The organism is Streptomyces sp. N50 (assembly GCF_033335955.1).
Taxonomy (GTDB): Bacteria; Actinomycetota; Actinomycetes; order Streptomycetales; family Streptomycetaceae; genus Streptomyces.
This window is the reverse complement of sequence record NZ_CP137549.1, coordinates 8,031,408-8,049,821: the sequence shown is the minus strand read 5'-3', so window position 1 is coordinate 8,049,821 and position 18,414 is coordinate 8,031,408. Positions and strand designations below refer to the sequence as shown.

At 69.2% G+C, this 18,414-nt stretch carries 14 protein-coding genes; 3 read left to right on the top strand and 11 right to left on the bottom strand.

Annotation, left to right across the window (positions count from 1 at the left end; genetic code table 11):
• Positions 1-61: 61 nt before the first annotated feature.
• The 4 genes from R2B38_RS35780 to R2B38_RS35765 are packed head-to-tail and all read right to left on the bottom strand — an operon-like array spanning position 62 to position 5,126.
• Positions 62-1,288, bottom strand: a complete 1,227-nt coding sequence (locus R2B38_RS35780) for an MFS transporter (protein WP_318019953.1) — start codon at positions 1,286-1,288, stop codon at positions 62-64.
• Complete coding sequence (locus R2B38_RS35775) at positions 1,285-3,021, bottom strand: ABC transporter permease subunit (RefSeq protein WP_318019952.1); 1,737 nt, start codon at positions 3,019-3,021, stop codon at positions 1,285-1,287. Before R2B38_RS35775 ends, R2B38_RS35780 begins: the two co-directional genes overlap by 4 nt.
• 3 nt (positions 3,022-3,024) lie before the next feature.
• Entirely contained in the window at positions 3,025-4,584 is a 1,560-nt protein-coding gene (locus R2B38_RS35770) for an ABC transporter substrate-binding protein (protein WP_411978522.1), read from the bottom strand.
• A 5-nt stretch (positions 4,585-4,589) separates the two neighbouring features.
• The gene (locus tag R2B38_RS35765; protein WP_318019951.1) at positions 4,590-5,126 is read right to left on the bottom strand and encodes a GNAT family N-acetyltransferase; all 537 of its coding nucleotides are present in this window, start codon (positions 5,124-5,126) and stop codon (positions 4,590-4,592) included.
• Positions 5,127-5,282: 156 nt separating this feature from the next.
• Here R2B38_RS35765 and R2B38_RS35760 point away from each other — a divergent pair, with 156 nt between their 5' ends.
• The 3 genes from R2B38_RS35760 (at position 5,283) to R2B38_RS35750 (ending at position 10,347) form a co-directional block, all read left to right on the top strand.
• A complete protein-coding gene (locus tag R2B38_RS35760) occupies positions 5,283-6,251 on the top strand; it encodes an ATP-binding protein (RefSeq protein ID WP_318019950.1) in 969 nt (322 codons plus the stop codon).
• 58 nt (positions 6,252-6,309) lie between these two features.
• Positions 6,310-6,702, top strand: a complete 393-nt coding sequence (locus R2B38_RS35755) for an SCO5389 family protein (RefSeq protein ID WP_318019949.1) — start codon at positions 6,310-6,312, stop codon at positions 6,700-6,702.
• Positions 6,703-7,035: 333 nt separating this feature from the next.
• Positions 7,036-10,347 carry a type ISP restriction/modification enzyme gene (locus tag R2B38_RS35750; RefSeq protein ID WP_318019948.1) on the top strand — a complete coding sequence of 1,104 codons (3,312 nt, stop codon included), beginning with the start codon at positions 7,036-7,038 and terminating at the stop codon, positions 10,345-10,347.
• 14 nt (positions 10,348-10,361) lie between these two features.
• Here the strand turns inward: R2B38_RS35750 and R2B38_RS35745 are convergent, their stop codons facing one another.
• The 7 genes from R2B38_RS35745 to R2B38_RS35715 all read right to left on the bottom strand — a co-directional run bounded on the left by R2B38_RS35745 (position 10,362) and on the right by R2B38_RS35715 (position 18,371).
• A complete protein-coding gene (locus R2B38_RS35745) occupies positions 10,362-10,757 on the bottom strand; it encodes a hypothetical protein (protein ID WP_318019947.1) in 396 nt (131 codons plus the stop codon).
• 85 nt (positions 10,758-10,842) lie between these two features.
• Positions 10,843-11,682, bottom strand: a complete 840-nt coding sequence (locus tag R2B38_RS35740) for an alpha/beta hydrolase (RefSeq protein ID WP_318019946.1) — start codon at positions 11,680-11,682, stop codon at positions 10,843-10,845.
• Positions 11,683-11,778: 96 nt separating this feature from the next.
• Complete coding sequence (locus R2B38_RS35735; protein ID WP_318019945.1) at positions 11,779-13,644, bottom strand: discoidin domain-containing protein; 1,866 nt, start codon at positions 13,642-13,644, stop codon at positions 11,779-11,781.
• Between the two features lie 147 nt (positions 13,645-13,791).
• The gene (locus R2B38_RS35730) at positions 13,792-15,150 is read right to left on the bottom strand and encodes a GH1 family beta-glucosidase (protein ID WP_318019944.1); all 1,359 of its coding nucleotides are present in this window, start codon (positions 15,148-15,150) and stop codon (positions 13,792-13,794) included.
• 38 nt (positions 15,151-15,188) lie between these two features.
• The gene (locus R2B38_RS35725) at positions 15,189-16,028 is read right to left on the bottom strand and encodes a carbohydrate ABC transporter permease (RefSeq protein ID WP_019059057.1); all 840 of its coding nucleotides are present in this window, start codon (positions 16,026-16,028) and stop codon (positions 15,189-15,191) included.
• Between the two features lie 22 nt (positions 16,029-16,050).
• A complete protein-coding gene (locus tag R2B38_RS35720; protein WP_318019943.1) occupies positions 16,051-17,046 on the bottom strand; it encodes a sugar ABC transporter permease in 996 nt (331 codons plus the stop codon).
• A gap of 8 nt (positions 17,047-17,054) precedes the next feature.
• Positions 17,055-18,371 (bottom strand): sugar ABC transporter substrate-binding protein, encoded by a 1,317-nt coding sequence (locus R2B38_RS35715; protein ID WP_318019942.1) that lies wholly within the window; start codon positions 18,369-18,371, stop codon positions 17,055-17,057.
• Positions 18,372-18,414 lie beyond the last annotated feature (43 nt).

The following is an 18,414-nucleotide window of genomic DNA, read 5'->3' as shown; positions in this document are numbered from 1 at the left end:
CGTCGGCGCTACGGGAACGGTCCAAGCGCCGGGGGCCTGAGAGGTGCGGCGGTCTTGCGGCTCATCTCCGGCGTGGTGGGCGTGACCGGCGTGGCAGCAAGCCGATCGCCGCGACCGGTACGGCGGCCAGCACCAGCCACGGCACGGCCGGGGGCAACCCCGTGTCGAGGAGGGTGCCGGTGCCCGCGCTGCCGAGGAGGACGATCAACCCCGAGACGGAGGACAGCGCGCCGGTGTAGAGGCCGAGGCGTCCGGGTTCGGCGAGGTCGGGAACCCAGGCGCGGGCGACGGGGGCGATGAGCATCTGGCCGAGGGTGAGCAGGACGACGAAGCCGGCCGCGGGCAACAGCCCCGCGGTACCGGTTAGTTCGGAGGGCCGGGCCACGGCGACGGCCGTGAACCCTACGGCGATCAGCGACAACCCTGCCGCCATGGACCGACGCGGATCGAGCCGCTCCCCCGCCCAACGGGTGACGGGCAACTGCGCCGTCACCACGAGCAGCGAGGACAGCGCGAACAGCCAGGCCAGCGGCGCCTGCGAACCCGCCGCGCGCTCCACCTCCTCGGGGAGTGCGAGATAGAGCTGGTTGTAGGCGAGGAGATAGGCGCCGTAGGCACAACACAGCGCCAGAAAGGGCCGGTTGCCCATCAAGGCCCGCAGGCCACCCTTCCCCCTCACTCGCACCCGCCCAGGAATGTGCTGCGGCAGCAACCAGGCATGCCCCGCGAGAACGAGCACGAAGACCCCGGCCCCGGCGAGACAAGCCACCCGGAAATCCACGGCGAGCAGCAACGCACCGAGCAACGGCCCTACGAACGCCCCGACTTGACCAGCGACGGTGAACAGCGCGAGCACCCGCGTCCGGGATCCCCCGCCCGACTCCTCCCACCCGACCGCCTGCCGAGCCACCTCCGACTCCACCGCCGGCGAGAACAGCGCGGCGGCGAACCCGATGAGCAGTACGGCCCCGACGACGCTCCAGGTCTCCTCCGCATACCCGAGCCAGCCGAACCCGGCGATCCGCAGCACGCATCCCGCGAGCACCACGAGCCGGACGCCGTACCGGTCGGCGAGGGCCCCGCCGACCACGAACAGCCCCTGCTGACTGAAGGTCCGCAGCCCCAGCACGAGACCGACGAGCCAGCCCGCCATGCCGATCGCGTCCGCCAGGTGCTCGGCGAGGAACGGCAGCACGGCGAAGAAGCCGATGTTGAAGGCGAGTTGAGTGAGGATCAGCAGCCGAAGCAGCGGTGAGAGCGGGGTACGCACGAGGGCCACGGAGGTCACCGGGCGGCCAACTCCCTTTCTACGGCGGCTCCCCGCATACTCCCGGCGGCCGTGACCGCCAGCGCGCCGAGCAGGGCGAGTACGGCGGCGGGGGCGAGGACGGCCCAGGGGGCGCGTTCGGCGTAGGGCTGGTTCTCGGCGAGGAGCAGGCCCCACTCCGGGGAGGGCGGTTGCGCGCCGAGGCCGAGGAAGCCGAGCGAGGCGAGGGCGAGGGCGACACCGGGCAGGCGGAGCAGGGCGTGCCGGGTGACGGGTGGCAGGACGGCGGGCAGGAGTGAGTGGCGCAGGATGTACCAACGGCCCGCCCCCAGGCCCCGGGTGGCGGTCACGTGCAGGGTGGCGCGTTCCTGGAGCAGCAGTGCGGAGGTGTGCGCTGCGAGGGGCGTCCAGGCGAGGGCGGCCACAGCGAGCGCGGGGGTCGCCGCCCCACTTCCCGCGGCGGCGGTGACCAACAGCGCGGCCAGGACCGGCGGTACGGCGTTCACCGTGTCGACGAGCGGCCCGGACAGCCGGGGCAACAACCCGAGCAGTACGCCGGTGCCGAGCGCGACGGCACTGATCGCGAGGGCCAGCAGCAGGGTGTCGACGGCACCGTGGGCGACCCGCGCGAGGAGATCCCGGCCGAGCGCGTCCGTGCCGAACGGGTGGGCCCAGCTGGGGTGTTGGAGACGCAGCCCGGTGTCGAGGGCGAGGGGATCCCGGGGCAGACCGAGCGCGACGACACCGAGGAGGAGGGCGCCGTAGACAACGGGCAGGGCTCGTCGGGTAGTTGAGGCGCTGGGCCCGTGGAGGGACGGGAGGGCGTCGGCGCGTAGTGCGGGGCCGATGAGGAGGCGTGCCGTCAGGCGGGTGAGTCCGGCGGCGAGGGCGGCGAGCAGGAGCAGGGCGAGGGTGCCGGCCTGCAGCACGGGCAAGTCCTGGGCGAGGGCGGCCTGGAGAGTGGTGCGCCCGAGTCCCGGGATGTCGAAGATCTGCTCGACGGCGACGGCTCCACCGGTCAACCCGACCACGAACAAACCCGTGTTGGGCAACAGCCCGGGCAGACACCGCCGCACGGCCTGCCGGGCGATACGCCGCCCGGACAGCCCCCGCGCGGCAGCGGCCCGTACCCACGGCTCGCCGAACGCCCCCGGCAACAGGTCATCGAGCAACCGCCCGAGCACGGCTCCGGCGGGCAACCCCAGCGCGAGCGCCGGCAACACCACCCACCGCGGCCCGTACCACCCCAGCGCGGGCAACCACCCGAGTTGCACTCCGACGACGGTGGCGAGCACGGACGCGGTGAGGAACTCGGGCAGCGCGGCGAGTGCGGCGGAGCCGGTGCCACCGGGGCGCTCCACCGCACGCCCGCCCCGCCGCAGGGTCCGCGCGCACACCAACCCGACCGTGACAACGGCCACTACAGCCGCCGCCCCCATCAACAGCAGGGAAGCGCCCAGGGCTTGGAGGACACCGGGCATGACTTCGGCGCCGGAGATCCATGACCGGCCGGCGTCTCCGCGCGGCAGGCCGTGGAGCCACTCGCCGAGAAGTCGCAACGGGCCGTCGTCGAGGCCGAGTTGGGTGCGGATGGCGGCGAGGGCCTGCGGGTCGGGGTCTCGTTCCGCCGAGCGGGCCTTGAGGACGGTGAGGGCCGGGTCGGTGCGGGAGAGCCAGGGCAGCAGGCCCACCGCGCACACCAGGGCAGCCGCGAGGAAGGCGCGCCACAGCAGCGTGGCCGTGCGGTGCGGCATGGTTCAGCGCCGGGTTCCGAGGCCGACGAGGGTGCGCTCGTACGGGTCGAGGAGGAGGCCCCGCACCGAGGTGCCGACGCCGGTGACGACCCGTTGGTGCACGAGCGGTACGACGGCGTCGGTGCCGAGGATCTCGGCCTCGGCCGTCATCGCGGCGCTCTGTCGTGCGGAGGTGTCGGCGGTGCCCTCGGCCTTCGCCACGGCCCGGTCGACGTCCTTGTCGCACAGCAGGGCGAGGTTGTAGCCGCCCTCGCAGGTGTAGTCGCTGGCGAGTACCGCCACCGGATCGCCCGTGTCCACCAGGGTGTTGCGGGCGACGACGAACGCGTCGAACTTCCCCGCCAGCGCGTCGCTCTCGATCCGGGAGTACTCGCGCACCTCCAACTCGACCTTGAATCCGGCCTTTTCGAGCTGCTGCTTCAACACCTGGGCGGCTTCGGGGAGTTCGGGTCGGTTGTCGTACGTCGCGAGGGTGATGGTCCGCCCGCCGGGTGAGACGGGCCCGGCCCGCCCGGCCGGTTGTTCACGCTTGCCCGCCGCCCAGGTGACGGCGGGGCCGTAGATGCCCTTGCCGGCGTCGGCGTGACCTTCGTAGACGCCCTTGGCGAGTGCGGAGGTGTCGACGGCCTCGCGGGCTGCGGCGCGGAGCTCCGGGTCCTTGAACGGGCCTGTCCTGGTGTTGAGTTGGAGGCTCGTGGTGCGGGTGGTGGCGGTCTCGCGGCGGGTGTCCGCGTCGAGGGTGGCGGCCTGGGCGACGGGTATCGCCTCGGCGACGTCGACCTGCCCGGTGCGCAGCGCGTTGGTGCGGGCGGTGCCGTCCGCGATGAACCGTGCGTCGATTCCGGAGGCCTGGGCGAGGCCGCCCCAGTAGTCGTCGAAGCGGTCGAGGGTGGCCGCCGTGGAGCCGGTGACCTTCGTCAGCTCGAAGGGACCGGTGGCGGTGCCGACCGGGTCGACGCGACCCTTCTCCTCGTACGCCTTCGGGGAGAGCACGGCGAGCGCGGGCCCGGCCAGCCTCAACGGCAGTACGGGGTCGGGGGAGTTGGTCGTGATGCGCAGGCGGTCTCCGCCCGCCGACTCGGCGGTGAGGGTGACACCGGAGAGCGCGGCGGGGGCGGGCTTCGCCTCGGCGGCATGGCCAAGGGCGGCGGCCACGCGGGCCGGGGTGACCTCGGTGCCGTCCTGGAAGGTCGCCTCGCGGAGCGTGAACAGCCAGCTGCGGTCGCCATCGCGGTGCCAGGACCGGGCCAGCGCGGGGGCGGCGGAGCCGTTGGCGTCCAGCGAGGTCAGCCCTTCGGTGACACCGAGGCGGCTGAGGATGGTGGCGTCGGCGCCGTACGGGGAGAGGTTCTCGGCGGGCGGGAACGCGAGGGCGACACGCAGCCGGGAACCGGACTCACGGGTCGCGTCCCCGCTTTCCTCACCGGCGGAGGCGAAGCAGCTGGTGAGCAGCGGCACGAGGGCAAGGCCGAGAAGGAGCCGGGGCCGTCGGACCGGTCCAATACGCGTACGCGTACGGCAACTTGCACTGGTTCGTCTTGTACTGGTTCGTCGGAATCGCATCGCGTCTATCGCTCCATCGCCAGTTCGAAGTGCACGATCCCCTGCCCGCCGCCCGGGTCGTCGCGCTCGTCGTGCACGACCTTCCCGAGCGACCGCCAGAAGGCCTCGGCCCCGGGTACGGCGGGATCGGTGTGCAGATACACGGCGCGGTAGCCGCCGTCGGCCGCGGCGAACGCGAGGAGGTCGGCGACGAGGTGCCGGGCGAGACCGCGGCGGCGGTGCGCGGGGCGGACGTAGACGCGGCGCACTTGCGCGGTGTCGCCGGAGGGGTAGCGCTCGGCGAGCTCACGCGGGTTCGGCGGGTGGACCGGTCCACGGGAGTCGAGGGCGGCGGTCGCCACGACCGCGCCGTCGGCGGGATCGAGTGCCACGAGGAGGGTGTGGCGGGCCGGGGCGAGATAGGCGGCCGCCGGGTCGATGATGTCGCCGTGCCAGCGGGGCACGTAGCCGGTGTGGAAGTCGCGGTAGACGGTGTCGAGCATCACGGCACGCGCACCGTCGATATCGTCCGGGCCTGCCGCCCTGATGCAATAGTCAAGCACTTGCACATCATATGCATTAAGACTCCTAGGCCTTGATCACCCTTGGACCGTTCCTGGATCGCCCTTGATCCACTGGATTTGACAGCCTCGCGGCCACCCCCTAAAACCTAGCCACATGACATTCATTTTCAAAACCGCGATCGCGGCGGACCGGTAGTGCGCGTCGCGTTCGTCGGCAAGGGCGGCAGCGGAAAGACCACGCTGTCGGCCCTCTTCGCCCGCCACCTGACCCACGCCGGCGCCCCCGTGCTCGCCATCGACGGCGACATCAACCAGCACCTGGCCGAGGCCCTGTCCCCCGACACGTCCCCCGGCACCGAACCGGTCACCGCCCCGCCCCTGGCCGCCCACCTGACCGAGCTCAAGAACTACCTGCGCGGCACCAACCCCCGCATCGCCTCCCCCGAGGCGATGATCAAGACCACCCCACCGGGACGCGGCTCACGCCTTCTGCGGCTGCTCGGCGACGACGAGGTGCACGCCCGGCATGTGGTCCGTGCGGGTGACGTACCGCTGATGGCGACGGGCGAGTTCGAGGAGAGCGATCTCGGGGTGGCCTGCTACCACTCCAAACTCGGCGCGGTGGAGCTGTACTTGAACCATCTCGTCGACGGCCCCGGCGAGTACGCGATCGTCGACATGACGGCCGGCGCCGACGCCTTCGCCTCCGGCCTGTTCACCCGCTTCGACCTGACGTTCCTGGTGGCCGAACCCACCCGCAAGGGCGTCTCCGTGTACCGCCAGTACCGCGACCACGCACGGGAGTTCGGCATCCGCCTCGCCGTGATCGGCAACAAGGTCACCGGCGAGGACGACCTGCTCTTCCTCAAGGAGGAGGTGGGGGACGACCTCTTGACCCACCTCGTCCACTCACCGTGGGTACGCGCAGCCGAACAGGGCCACGGACAGGGCGACTTGAACGCCCTGGAGTCACACAACCGCCACGCCCTGACCGTCCTCCGCGAGGCCGTCGACGCCCACCCCAGGGACTGGCAGGCCCTGCACCGCCACGCCGTCGACTTCCACCTCCGCAACGCCACCGCGTGGGCGGACCGGGCAACGGGCCTGGACCTCGCGGCCCAGGTCGACCCGGAGTACGTACCTGGCCCGACGCCACAGCCCTGAAACAGCCCTGAGACCGGCCCGCCCCCATCCCCAACTACCAGACAGGACACCCCTCTTCATGTCTCTCGACGTCTCCCCGAAACTCCTCGCCGAAGCCGAACACGGCGACATCCGCGAGGCGGACTTCGTGGACACGGTCCGCACGTCCCTCCCGTACGCCTACGACCTCATCGCCGGCCTCGCCACCGAACTCCGCGACGGCACGGCCGAGTTCACCGACAACCAGACCCCGCCCCCGTCCGAACAGGAACGCGGCCAGCTGCTGCGGGCGCTGGCCAGCGACGCGATCCGGGGCAGCCTGGAACGCCACTTCGGGGTGGCCCTGGCCTTCCAGAACTGCCATCGGGTGGCGGCGTTCCGGCCGACGGCCCGGGACGGGGAGACCTATGCGCGGTTCACGTCAGTACGGTCCCAAGTGCTGAATCAATCACCGGAGTTCAGGGACTGCTGACACGGGGGCCCTGCCGTCGGATCGTCTACTCGACGCCTGCCGCGTCGGGTAGACGGATCAGGTTCCGCAGGCGTAGACGATGAGCCGGGCCGATATACCGTCGGCAGCCGCAGACGGGCCGCGATCCGGCGTCTCCCAACCCACGGTATTCGAACGGACGACGATACCCGTCCGGCATGTGAACGCGCCCGGGCGGCGAACTCTCGGTCCGGGGGATGGACACAATGGATACGGTCCGTCACGATCAGTCAGGCACAGCGTATTTGGCGCATCGACTTGCATGTGGCATGCCCCGGATCCAGTCGACCGGGGCGATTCTCATTCGGGGGGAACATGCCTGATGACGAGTACGGCTGGTTACACAACGCCGTGGCGGATTTCGGTCGGGAGTGCCAACGGAAACTGTCCGGCGGAGGCGGCCAGGAGTCGGCCATACGCGCACCACTTGAGGTGTTGCTGAAGACCGTGGGCGAGCGTCACCAGTTCCACGATGTGACCTGGCATGACGAATTCCGTCTCCCCGACCTGGGGGTACGTCCTGACTACGCGGTGCGCGCGAACAATGACATCACGGGCTACATCGAGCTGAAGAAGCCCGGGCTGTCCGTGGACCCGGAGACGTTTTCGCGGCACAACCGCGAGCAGTGGGAGAAGCTCCGGGATCTGCCCAACCTCCTCTACTCGAACGGGACCGAGTGGCGATTGTTCCGCCACGGCGAGCAGGTCGGGGACACCGTCTTTTTCCGAGGCGCGCTCAACAGCGCGGGCGAGCGGCTCGCTCTCGACAACCCCACCGCGTTCGACGCCCTGTTGAAACAATTCCTGCGTTGGAGCCCTCCACGGATCGCGCAGGTCTCGCGCCTCGTACAGCACATCGCACCGCTGTGCCGATTGCTGCGTGCCACCGTTCTGGAGCAACTCAGCTTCGAGGCAAGGTCTTCGGCGCCCGATGACGACGTACGAGCCCGCCCGTTCACCGGCCTCAGGAACGACTGGCGGCGACTGCTCTTCCCAACTGCTGACGACGCCACGTTCGCCGACGGATACGCCCAAAGCATCACCTTCGCCCTCCTGCTGGCCCACACGGAACACATCCCGCTGGAGCCCAACTCCTTCCACGAGATCGGCCGTCGCCTTGACGCCGACCACGCCCTCATCGGCAAAGCACTCCAACTGCTCACGGACAACATCAACGAACGCTTCACTGTCACACTCGACTTATTGACCCGCAGTATCGCGAAGGTGGACTGGGAGGTCATTCGAGCGGGAAACCGGGATGCGTACCTCCACCTCTACGAGCACTTCCTCACGGTCTACGACCCGGCGCTGCGCCAGCAGAGCGGTTCGTACTACACGCCTCACGAGATCGTGGAGGAGATGGTCCGCCTCACCGAGGACGTCGTGCGCACCCGTCTCGGCCAGGAGGACGGATTCGGCGCGGACGAGGTGAAGATCATTGATCCCGCCATGGGTACCGGTACCTTCCTCCACACCGTCATCGAGCGAGTCGCCGAGCAGGCGACTCTGCGTCATGGGCCTGCGATGGCCCGCGACGCCATCTCCAGGCTCGCCACCAGACTGTTCGGGTTCGAACTCCAGATGGGCCCCTTCGCGGTCGCCGAACTCCGCGCGTCCGACCTGCTCAAGCGGTACGGGGCACCACTTCCCCAGAACGGCCTGAGCTTCTTCGTCACGGACACACTGGACAACCCCTTCGTGGAGGAGGAGTACCTGGCCTCCACCTACGATGCCCTAGCCGACTCCCGCCGACGGGCCAATCGCATCAAGGCGCGCACCCCCGTGACCGCCGTGGTCACCAACCCTCCCTACGACGACAAGGCGGAAGACCGCGGCGGCTGGGTGGAAAAACGCCCGGCCGGCCAGGAACCGCCGCTTCTCGACGCCTTCCGCTACCCGGACAACGGGCGTTATGAGCACGTGCTCAAGAACATGTACGTGTACTTCTGGCGGTGGGCAACCTGGAAGGTCTTCGACGCCCACCCCGAGGACCGGCACGGCGTGGTCTGCCTGATCACCCCGTCGGGTTGGTCCACCGGACCCGGAGGTCGCGGTATGCGCGACTACCTACGGCGTACCTGCGACGAAGGATGGATCATCAACCTGTCGCCCGAGGGGCTGCGGGCCCCGGTGCCTAACCGGGTCTTCCCAGGCGTCGCCCAGCCCCTGGCGATCCACATCTTCATACGCAGGGCGGACGCGGTACGTGGACCGGGACATCAGGCCCTCGTCCACTACCGAGAGGTGACAGGACGACGGGCCGACAAGTTCCGTCAGATCAAGGACGTCCGCCTGGACGACGAGGGCTGGCGCGACACCCATGGGGAAAGCCCTCGCCCGTTCACGCCGGCCACGCACTCGGGTTGGGACGCGTTCCCGGAACTGACCGACCTGTTTCCCTGGGGCAGCCTTGGGATGACATCGAATCGCTCCTGGGTCAGCTCCCCCTCTGCCGAGACTCTACGGCGCCGATGGGCGCGGATGGTCCGGGAAACCGACCTTGCAGAAAAGTCCAAGCTGTTCAAGGAGACAGGCGACCGGACATTGGGAGACAAGAGGGAACCTCTACCCGGGTATGTCCTCTCCGCGCTCCCCATCGGCCAGGAGACTGCCACCACACCCGAACTCATACGCATCGGACTGCGCAGTTTCGATCGTCAGTACCTGATAGCCGACAGTCGCGTCCTCGACCGCCCCCGGCCTGATCTGTGGGCCTCACTCCAGTCGGGCCAGATCTTCCTCAACCAGCAGTCGTCCCACGCCATCGACTCCGGGCCCGCTGTGGTGGCGACTCATCTGCTCCCCGACACACACCACTTCAACGGCCGGGGCGGCCGGGTCCTGCCGATCCTCCATCCGGACGGTTCCGCGAACACTCCCACCCGGCTCCTGCCGTATCTGGCCCGTGTTCTGGATGTGGAGCGTGTCACCGTCCAGGACCTCGCGGCGTATGCGGTCGCCGTCGCCGGCCACCGGGCTTTCACGGAGCATTTCACCGAAGAGCTACTCACCCCGGGTGTACGTGTCCCCCTCACCCGGGAACGCGAACTGTGGGAGCGAGGGATCACGCTCGGCCGCACCGTCCTCTGGGCCTCGACGTACGGCGAGCGCGGTGCCGCGCCGTCACCCGCACGGCCTCGGAGTGTCGAGTTCCCCCCTGGGGACGAGCGGCAGGTGAGGTATCTGACCCACATCAGTAGGGGCATGCCTGCCCAGATGCACTACGACACCGAGGCACAGACCCTGTATGTCGGCAGGGCCACCTTCGCACCGGTGCCCGAGGCCGTCTGGGGTTACGACGTCGGCGGTATGGGCGTCGTGAACAAGTGGTTCGGCTATCGCAAGGCCTCTCCCACCAGCAAGAAGACCAGCCCGCTGGACGACATCCACGTCGAGAACTGGCCACAGGAGTGGACGACGGAACTGATCGAGCTGCTCTCGGCCCTGCGCCGTCTCACCGATCTGGCACCTGCGCAGAGTGAACTGCTCACAGACGTTCTTGCCGACGACATGGTGACCGTCGCCGATCTGACCACAGCCGGAATTCTTCCCGTTCCGCCAGGATCGCGGAAGGCTCGGCACCACCAGGAAGGCACGCTGTTCGCCCCAGGGCCCGACCCTGTCTGACGTCCGAGCGCCTTTCAGTCTCCACCAGCCGCTTCGGCGAGCGCCTCTCCGAGCGAGATAGTTCCCTGTGCCAGCCGTCGAACCGTACGAGCCAACCGAGGAGCCGCATCCTCCATCGCGTCGGCGAGACGGACCACGGCGGCCAGTCGCTCCTCGGCGGCCTCTTGACCGGCTCGGTGGTGCACGGCCGAACCCAGAGCAGTCAGGGCCAAAGTACCGCCCTGCATCGCGACGAGCCCGAGGAAGACCAGTTCCGGCACCTCGGACCGAGCCTCTTCCGGCTCCAACTCCCTTACGATCCACTCCTGTTGGGATGCCTCGTCGTTCGCGGGATCAGGCAGTGGTCGCAGCGACGCTTCGGCCAGAATCCGGTACTGGGAACTGGTCAGCTCGAAATGCGGAAGCGGCATGGCCACATGCCTAGCACACCGCCCACTCGGACTCTCCACAGCCGCGCGGTCCGAAGCAAAACAGGCTCGTCCAGGGGAGTTTGGCTCACCCCAGAAAGGCTTCGACCAGCGCGCCGAACCGCTCGGCGTCGTCCAGCCACGGCATATGTCCGGCGCCGAACTGAACCGCCAACTCCCCATTCGGGAACAGCCCCGCGTACTCCGCCATCGCGCGCGGCGGGGCGGAGATGTCGAACTCCCCGGCGACGATGAGCACCGGGGATGTGAACGCGGCCAGGGCCGCGCGGGTGTCGGTCGGGGCGAAGGCGCCTTCGGTGGCGTAGGCGGCCGCGGCCTCCGCGTTCGTCCCCTTCGCGTCGGCCTCGTCGAAGGCGCGGGCCGTCTCGTCCCAACGGGCGTGCGCAAAGGGCGAGATGGCCTGCCAGGAGTCGGGGGTCGCGCGGCCGGCGGTGATGTTCTCCAGGGCGGCGAACGCGGGTCCGAACCACGGTTCGGACCCGCGCAGTCGTGCCACCCCCAGGCGGTCCTCGGCGGTGATCTGAACTCCGACCGCGTAGACGCTGGGCGTGACCAGGGTCAGTCGGGCCACGCGGTCCGGGTGACGGGCCGTGTACAGCGCGGCCAGGTTCGCACCGGCTGAGTGGGCGAGCAGCTCCAGCCGGCCGAGCCCCAACTCCTCACGCAGCGCCTCGACATCGCCCACGAGACGGTCGCAGCGGTACGACGCAGGGTCCGCCGGTGCGTCCGACGCGCCCGTGCCCCGTAGATCCAGCCGGATCAGCTGACGGTGCGCGGTCAGGCCGCCGAGCGTGCCGAGGTAGGCCGAGTCGCGCATCGGTCCGCCGGGGAGGCAGATCAGGGGCGGGCCGTCGCCCGATGCGTGATACGCGAGGCGGGTTCCGTCGGGTGCTGCGAAGGTCGGCATGCGCGTGAGCGTGTCAGGGCGCCGTACGGGCGGCAACCGGATTGCCGGACGGCGGAACGGGCCGGTCCGGTGCCGCGCTCCGGACCGGCCCAGCTGTTACTTCTTCTGCTCCACCCGCACCCAGTCCACCTCCGCCTGCACTCCCCCGGCGGCGACCTTGTCCACGCTCGACTGCGGCAGGCCCCAGTACGGCGCGGTGGCCTGGTTCCAGCCGGCCGGATAGGCGCCGCCCAGGGCGAGGTTGAGGATGACGTACTGGTTGTGGTCGTAGACCCACTGGCCGCGGGTCGATTCGAGCTTGTTGCGGGTGGTCTCCTGGACGAGGGCGTCGTCGACGTAGAAGCGCATCCCGGTCGGCGTCCATTCGACCGCGTACGTGTGCCACTGGTCGGCCGTGCCGCCGTTCGGGTACGTCTGGCGGGCGCCGATGTTGCCGTCGGCGGAGTAGCCGGGGCCGTGCAGGGCCGTGCTCGTCCAGGTCGGGTAGCCGATGTTCTCCATGATGTCGGTCTCGCCGGAGGCCGGCCAGGAGACCGACGGGTCGTCGACGTTGCTGCCGAGCAGCCAGAAGGCGGGCCAGAACCCGTCGCCCACCGGCAGCTTCATGCGGGCGCTGACCTTGCCGTAGCTGAAGTCGACGTGGGTGTTGGTGTCGATGCGGCCCGACGTGAAGTCGTAAGTACCGCCGCCCGCCTGCGTGCAGCCCTTGCAGTACTTCGCGGCGAGGATCAACTCACCCTTCTGCGTACGGACGTTGTCCGTGGAGTCGACGTACGCCTGGGACTCGCCGTTGACCGAGCCCATTTCCGTGCCGGTCCTCACCACCCGCCACTTGGAGCGGTCCAGGGCCGCCGACGTGAAGTCGTCGAAGAACGTCGTCTGGTACGTGCCCGACTGGTCGCCGGGGAGTGCGGGGTAGGCCGCCGCCGCGCTGCCGCCGGTGCCCCAGACCTGGAACTCGTAGAGGGAGTAGCCGAATTGGGCCGTGTAGGGCGCCGGGTTGTAGAAGGAACGGCGTTCCTTGCCGAGCATGCGGACGTAGCGGCCGGTGACCGGCTGGGGCAGGGTGACGGTGTCGTGGCGGCCGGTCGCGTCGGCGGGGGCCTGGACGTTGGCCTGGCGGGCGGCGATGTCGGCGGCCGACGGTTCGTACACCGTGCGCCAGGTGCTGTTGTCGTCCGAGACCTGGAGCAAGTAGTCGACGGCGTACGCCGATTCCCAGTAGAGGTCGACCGTGTCGATCGTCGAGGTCGCGCCCAGGTCCACCGAGACCCAGCGGTCGGCGTTCCAGTCGCTGGACCAGCGGGTCGCGTCGTCCTTGAGGTTGGCGGGCCAGCCGCCGTCGGTGACGTACGCCGGCGAAACGCCGTTGTGCTGGTAGTAGTTGGAGTACGCCGGGTGGTTCAGGGCGAGGTTGGTGCGGGTCGTGGACGCGGGGGCCGGTTCGCCGCCGTAGACCTTGAAGGAGTAGAGCGAGTAGCCGTAGGGCGTGGACCGTTCCAAGCCGCGCATGCGGATGTAACGGCCCGTCACCTCCTGGGGGTACGTGCTCGTGGTGACCGAGCCGCCGGTGCCCGCCGTCTCCGTGTAGAAGGGCGTCCAGTCGGTGCCGTTCCTGGAGACCTCCAGGACGTATCTCTTGCCGTAGGCCGCCTCCCAGTCGAGGGTGACGCGGTCGATGCGGAGGGTGGTGCCGAGGTCGAGGCGGATCCAGGCGTCGTCGGCGAAGTTGCTGGACCAGCGGGTCGCACCGTCGCCGTCGAAGGCGAGGCCGGGGGTGGTGCCGGCGTTCTCGCTGCCGGAGGCGGTGACGGCGGCCGGGTTCGCGGCGTAGGCGGCGGCCGCGCGGTCGGTGTCCCAGGTCGCGGCGGCCGCGGCCTGCGGGGCGGGGGCCGCGAGGGCCGGGGTGGCGGAGAGCAGGGCCAGCGCGGTGAGCGCCGTGAGCAGGGTGCGTGCGGGCATGCGGGTCTCCTTGAGGGGCGGATCTCCTTCTGGGGGGGGGCGGTCGTGCTGACGTGCAGCTGACTGTCGTGCGCATGACATGCAGGGGGATGGTGGTGCCCCGGTGGGTGCGGGCTCCCCCGCCCTCACCCACCGGAGCGGCCTTGGTCAGGCCGCGCGCCGGGCCCGGCTGCGGTGGTCGCGGATGATGTCCGCGTACCGGCGGCCGGAGCCCTTGATCGTGCGGACCTGGGTCTCGTAGTCCACGTGGACCAGTCCAAAACGCTTCTCGTAGCCGTACGCCCACTCGAAGTTGTCGAGCAGCGACCAGGCGAAGTAACCGGCCAGCGGGGCGCCCTTGCGGGCCGCCGAGGCGCAGGCGGCGAGGTGCTGGACCAGGTAGTCCTGACGCTCCGGGTCGTCGACGGTGCCGTCGGGGCGGACGACGTCGGGGAACGAGGAACCGTTCTCGGTGACGTAGATCCTGCGGGGGTCGTACTCCTCGGTGAGGCGCAGCAGCAGGGTCTCGATGCCGGACGCGTCGATCTCCCAGTCCATGCCGGTGCGCGGGACGCCGAGGCGGCGCACGGCGCGGGTATAGGGGGCGGGGCCGGTGGGGTCGTCGGCGACGGTCGCCGGGAAGTAGTAGTTCAGGCCGAGCCAGTCGAGCGGGGCCGCGATGGTCGCCAAGTCGCCCGGCTGTTCCGGGAGTTCGACGCCGTACGTCTCGACCATGTCCGCCGGGAAGCCGCGGCCGTGGGTCGGGTCGAGCCACCAGCGGTTGACGTGGCCGTCCTGTCGGCGGGCGGCCTGGACGTCCTCGTCGCGGTCGCTGGCGGGGTACACCGTGGAGAGGTTGTTGACGATGCCGACCTGGGCGTTCGGGGCGGCGGCGCGGATCGCCTGGGCGGCGAGGCCGTGGCCCAGCAGGAGGTGGTAGGAGGCGCGGACGGCGGCCGTCAGATCGGTCCAACCCGGGGCCATCTTGCCTTCGAGGTGGCCGATCCAGGCCGAGCAGGAGGGCTCGTTGAGGGTCGTCCAGTGGGTGACGCGGTCGCCGAGGCGTTCGGCCATGACCGAGGCGTACGCGGCGAAGTGCTCGGCGGTGGCGCGTTCGGGCCAGCCGCCGCGGTCCTGGAGGGCCTGGGGCAGGTCCCAGTGGTAGAGGGTGACGGAGGGGGTGATGCCCGCCTCCAGGAGTCCGTCCACCAACTCGTCGTAGAACGCGAGTCCCTTGGGGTTCGTCGGGCCGTCGCCGCCGGGGATGACGCGGGGCCAGGCGATCGACAACCGGTAGGCGTTGGCGCCGAGTTGGCCCATCAGGCCGATGTCCTCGCGCCAGCGGTGGTAGTGGTCGCAGGCGACGTCGCCGTTGTCGTTGTTCGCGATCTTTCCGGGAGTGTGCGAGAAGGTGTCCCAGATCGACGGCGCGCGTCCGTCCTCGGCGACGGCTCCCTCGATCTGGTACGCCGCGGTGGCCGTGCCCCACAGGAAGTCGTGCGGGAGTGCGGCGAAGTCGATGGTCACTGAAGTCCCTTTACGGTCAGCGGAGTTGGTCGGGTCGGTCACTTGACGGCGCCCGCCGTCAGCCCGGCGACGAGATAGCGCTGCAGCAGCAGGAAGCCGGCGACCACAGGCACGCTGACGACCAGCGAGGCGGCCATGATCTGGTTCCAGTACACGTCGTTGAGCGTGGAGTAGCCCTGGAGTCCGACGGCGAGCGTGCGGGTCGAGTCGTTGGTCATGACGGAGGCGAAGAGGACTTCTCCCCACGCGGTCATGAAGGCGTAGACGGCGACCGCGACGATGCCGGGGATCGCGGCCGGCACGACGACACGCAGCAGTGCGCCGAGCGGTCCGCAGCCGTCGACCAGCGCCGCCTCGTCCAAGTCCCTTGGCACGGAGTCGAAGTAGCCGATCAGCATCCAGATGGAGAACGGGAGCGAGAAGGTGAGATACGTCAGGATCAGGCCGCCGCGCGAGCCGAACAGGGCGATGCCCGTGGCGTTGCCGATGTTGACGTAGAGGAGGAACAGCGGGAGGAGGAACAGGATGCCCGGGAACATCTGCGTGGACAGGACGGTGACCGTGAAGACGCGCTTGCCGCGGAACTCGTAGCGGCTGACGGCGTACGCGGCGAAGACCGCGATCACCACCGAGCAGAGCGTGGCGGCGACGGACACGATCAGCGAGTTCATGAAGTACTTCGCGAGCGGGACCGTCGACCAGATGTCGATGTACGGGCGGATCGTGAGACCGCTCGGCAGCCAGCGGAACTTGCCCGTGACGTCCGAGAGCGGTTTCAGGGAGCTGGAGAGCATGACGTACACCGGCACCAGGACGAAGCCGGCGAGCAGGGTGAGGAAGATCCGCCGCGACCAGATGAAGGAGCGGGGCGGGGCCATCGGCGACCTGGAGTAAGAGGAACTAGACATCGGCCGACCTCCGTCCGCGAGAGGTGATCACCAGGTACACGCCGGTGACGACGAGCAGGAACAGGAGCAGCAGGACCGACATCGCCGAGCCGGTGCCGAAGTTCCAAGTGACGAACGAGGCCTGGTAGATGTGCACCGAGATGAGGTCCGCGGCTTCGGGTGCCGACCTGCCGAAGAGGACATACGGCGTGTTGAAGTCGTTGAACGTCCACAGGAACAGGACGAGGACCAGCACCTGGTTGACCGGGCGCAGCGACGGCAAGGTGATGCGGCGGATCTGCTGCAACAGGCCGGCGCCGTCGATCGACGCGGCCTCGTACAGCTCCTTGGGGATGTTCTGCAGACCGGCCATGACGATGAGGAAGGCGAACGGCCAGCCCTTCCACACGTGCACGATCAGCAGCGCGTAGAAGCTGTTGTCGCCGATCAGCCAGAACGACGGCTTGCTGGTGATGTGGAGTTGGTCGTGCAGGACGTGGTTCACCAGGCCGTTGTCGTGCTGGAACATGAAGACCCAGGTGATGACGGCCGCGTAGACCGGCAGCGCGTACGGGATGAGGAAGAGCGCTCTCAAGAGGCCCCGGCCGCGGAAGTTGTCCTGCATGTAGATCGCGGTGACGGTGCCGAGCAGCCAGCAGAACGCGACGGACAGCAGGGTGAAGACGACGGTGACGAAGAAGGAGTGGAGCAGCGCCTTGCCGACGGGGGCGCTGAAGTCCACCGAGACCTTGTAGTTGCCGAAACCGGTCCAAGGAGCGGTGCCCCAGTCGCGGATGTAGAACTGGGTGAGCTCCTTGAAGCTCATGACGATGCCGATGACCATCGGCACCAGGTGGACCAGGAGTTCGAGGATCAGGGCGGGCAGGAGCAGCAGATACGGCAGTCCGATCCGGCGGATCCGATCGGTACGGCGGCGGCGCGGCCCGGGGGCCGCCGTGGCGGAAGTGTCCTTCCGCTCGGCGGCCTCCGGGGTGACAGTGCTCGTCACAGTCGCACTCACTTCGCCGGCATCTGCTGCTGAGCCTTTTCGAGCTCCGCCTTGACCGACGCGGTCGTCACCGCGCGTCCCGCGGCGGCGTCGGCGAACAGGTCCTTGACGGCCGTGCCGACCGCCGTCTCGAACTGGGACTCGTCGGCGACCTGCGGGAGCGCGGCGGCGCTCTTGGCGAGGGTGTCCTTGAGGACGGCGTTCGCGGGGGTGTTGAACGCGGTGTCCTCCTGCGCGGTCTTCACCGGCGGGATGGAGCTGTACGCCGTGTTGAGGATCTTCTGCTCGGCGTCGCTCGTCATGAACTTCACGAACTTGGTGGAACCGTCCAGGTTGTCCGTGTTCTTGAAGACGGCGAGGTTGATGCCGGCCACCATCGAGTTGGTCTGCGCGCCGGTGCCCGGGGTGCCGGACTGCACGGGGATCGGGGCGATGCCGTACGAACTGTCGCTCATGCCCTGCGACTTGAGGTTGGCGGACGCCGACTGCCACATCAGCATCGCCGTCTTGCCCTTGGCGAAGTCGCTGACGGACTGGTTCTGCGCGTACTCGGCGTTGCCGACCGGGATGACCTTGTCCGTGGCCATCAGGTCGACGTACTGCTTGACCGCCGCCACGACACCGTCGTTGGTGAAGTCGGCCTTGCCGTCGGCGGTGAAGAAGTCCGCGCCGTGCTGCTTGGCGAAGACGAAGGCGTGGTGGATGTTCTCGGAGACGTTGGCGCCCTCGGCGCCGAGCACCTGCTTGCCCTTCGCCTGGATCTTCTTGCCGTCGGCCACCAACTCGGCCCAGGTGGCGGGCGGTTGGGAGATACTGGCGTCGGCGAATATCTGCTTGTTGTAGTAAAGCGCGTACGCCATCGAGTACAGCGGGACGGCGGCCGGGTCCTTGCCGGTGGCGCCGGTGGAGCCGAGCGCCGAGTCGACGAAGCGGTCCTTGCCGCCGATCTTCGCGAAGTTGGCCGTGCTCCACGGCAGGAAGGCGCCGGTGGCCTGCAGCGAGGCACTCCAGGTGTTGCCGATGTTCAGGACGTCGGGGCCCTGGCCGGAAGTCGTCGCCGTGAGGATCCGGTTGAGCAGGTCGGACCAGGGCACGACCTCCAGCTTCACCGTGATGCCGGTCTGCTTCTTGAACTTGTCGAGTTCGGGCTGGAGGACCTTCTTGTCGATCGCGATGCTGGCGCCCTGGTTGGAGGCCCAGTAGGTGAGCGTCTTGGGCGAGTCGTTGGATCCCCCACCCGTGGACGAACCGCCTCCGCAGGCCGTGGCCGCAAGGGCGAGTGACATGGTGACGGCGCCTACGGCCGCGGCTCGGATGCTGCGCATACTCCGGGTGTCCCTTCAGGGAATGCACTCACGACTTAATTTA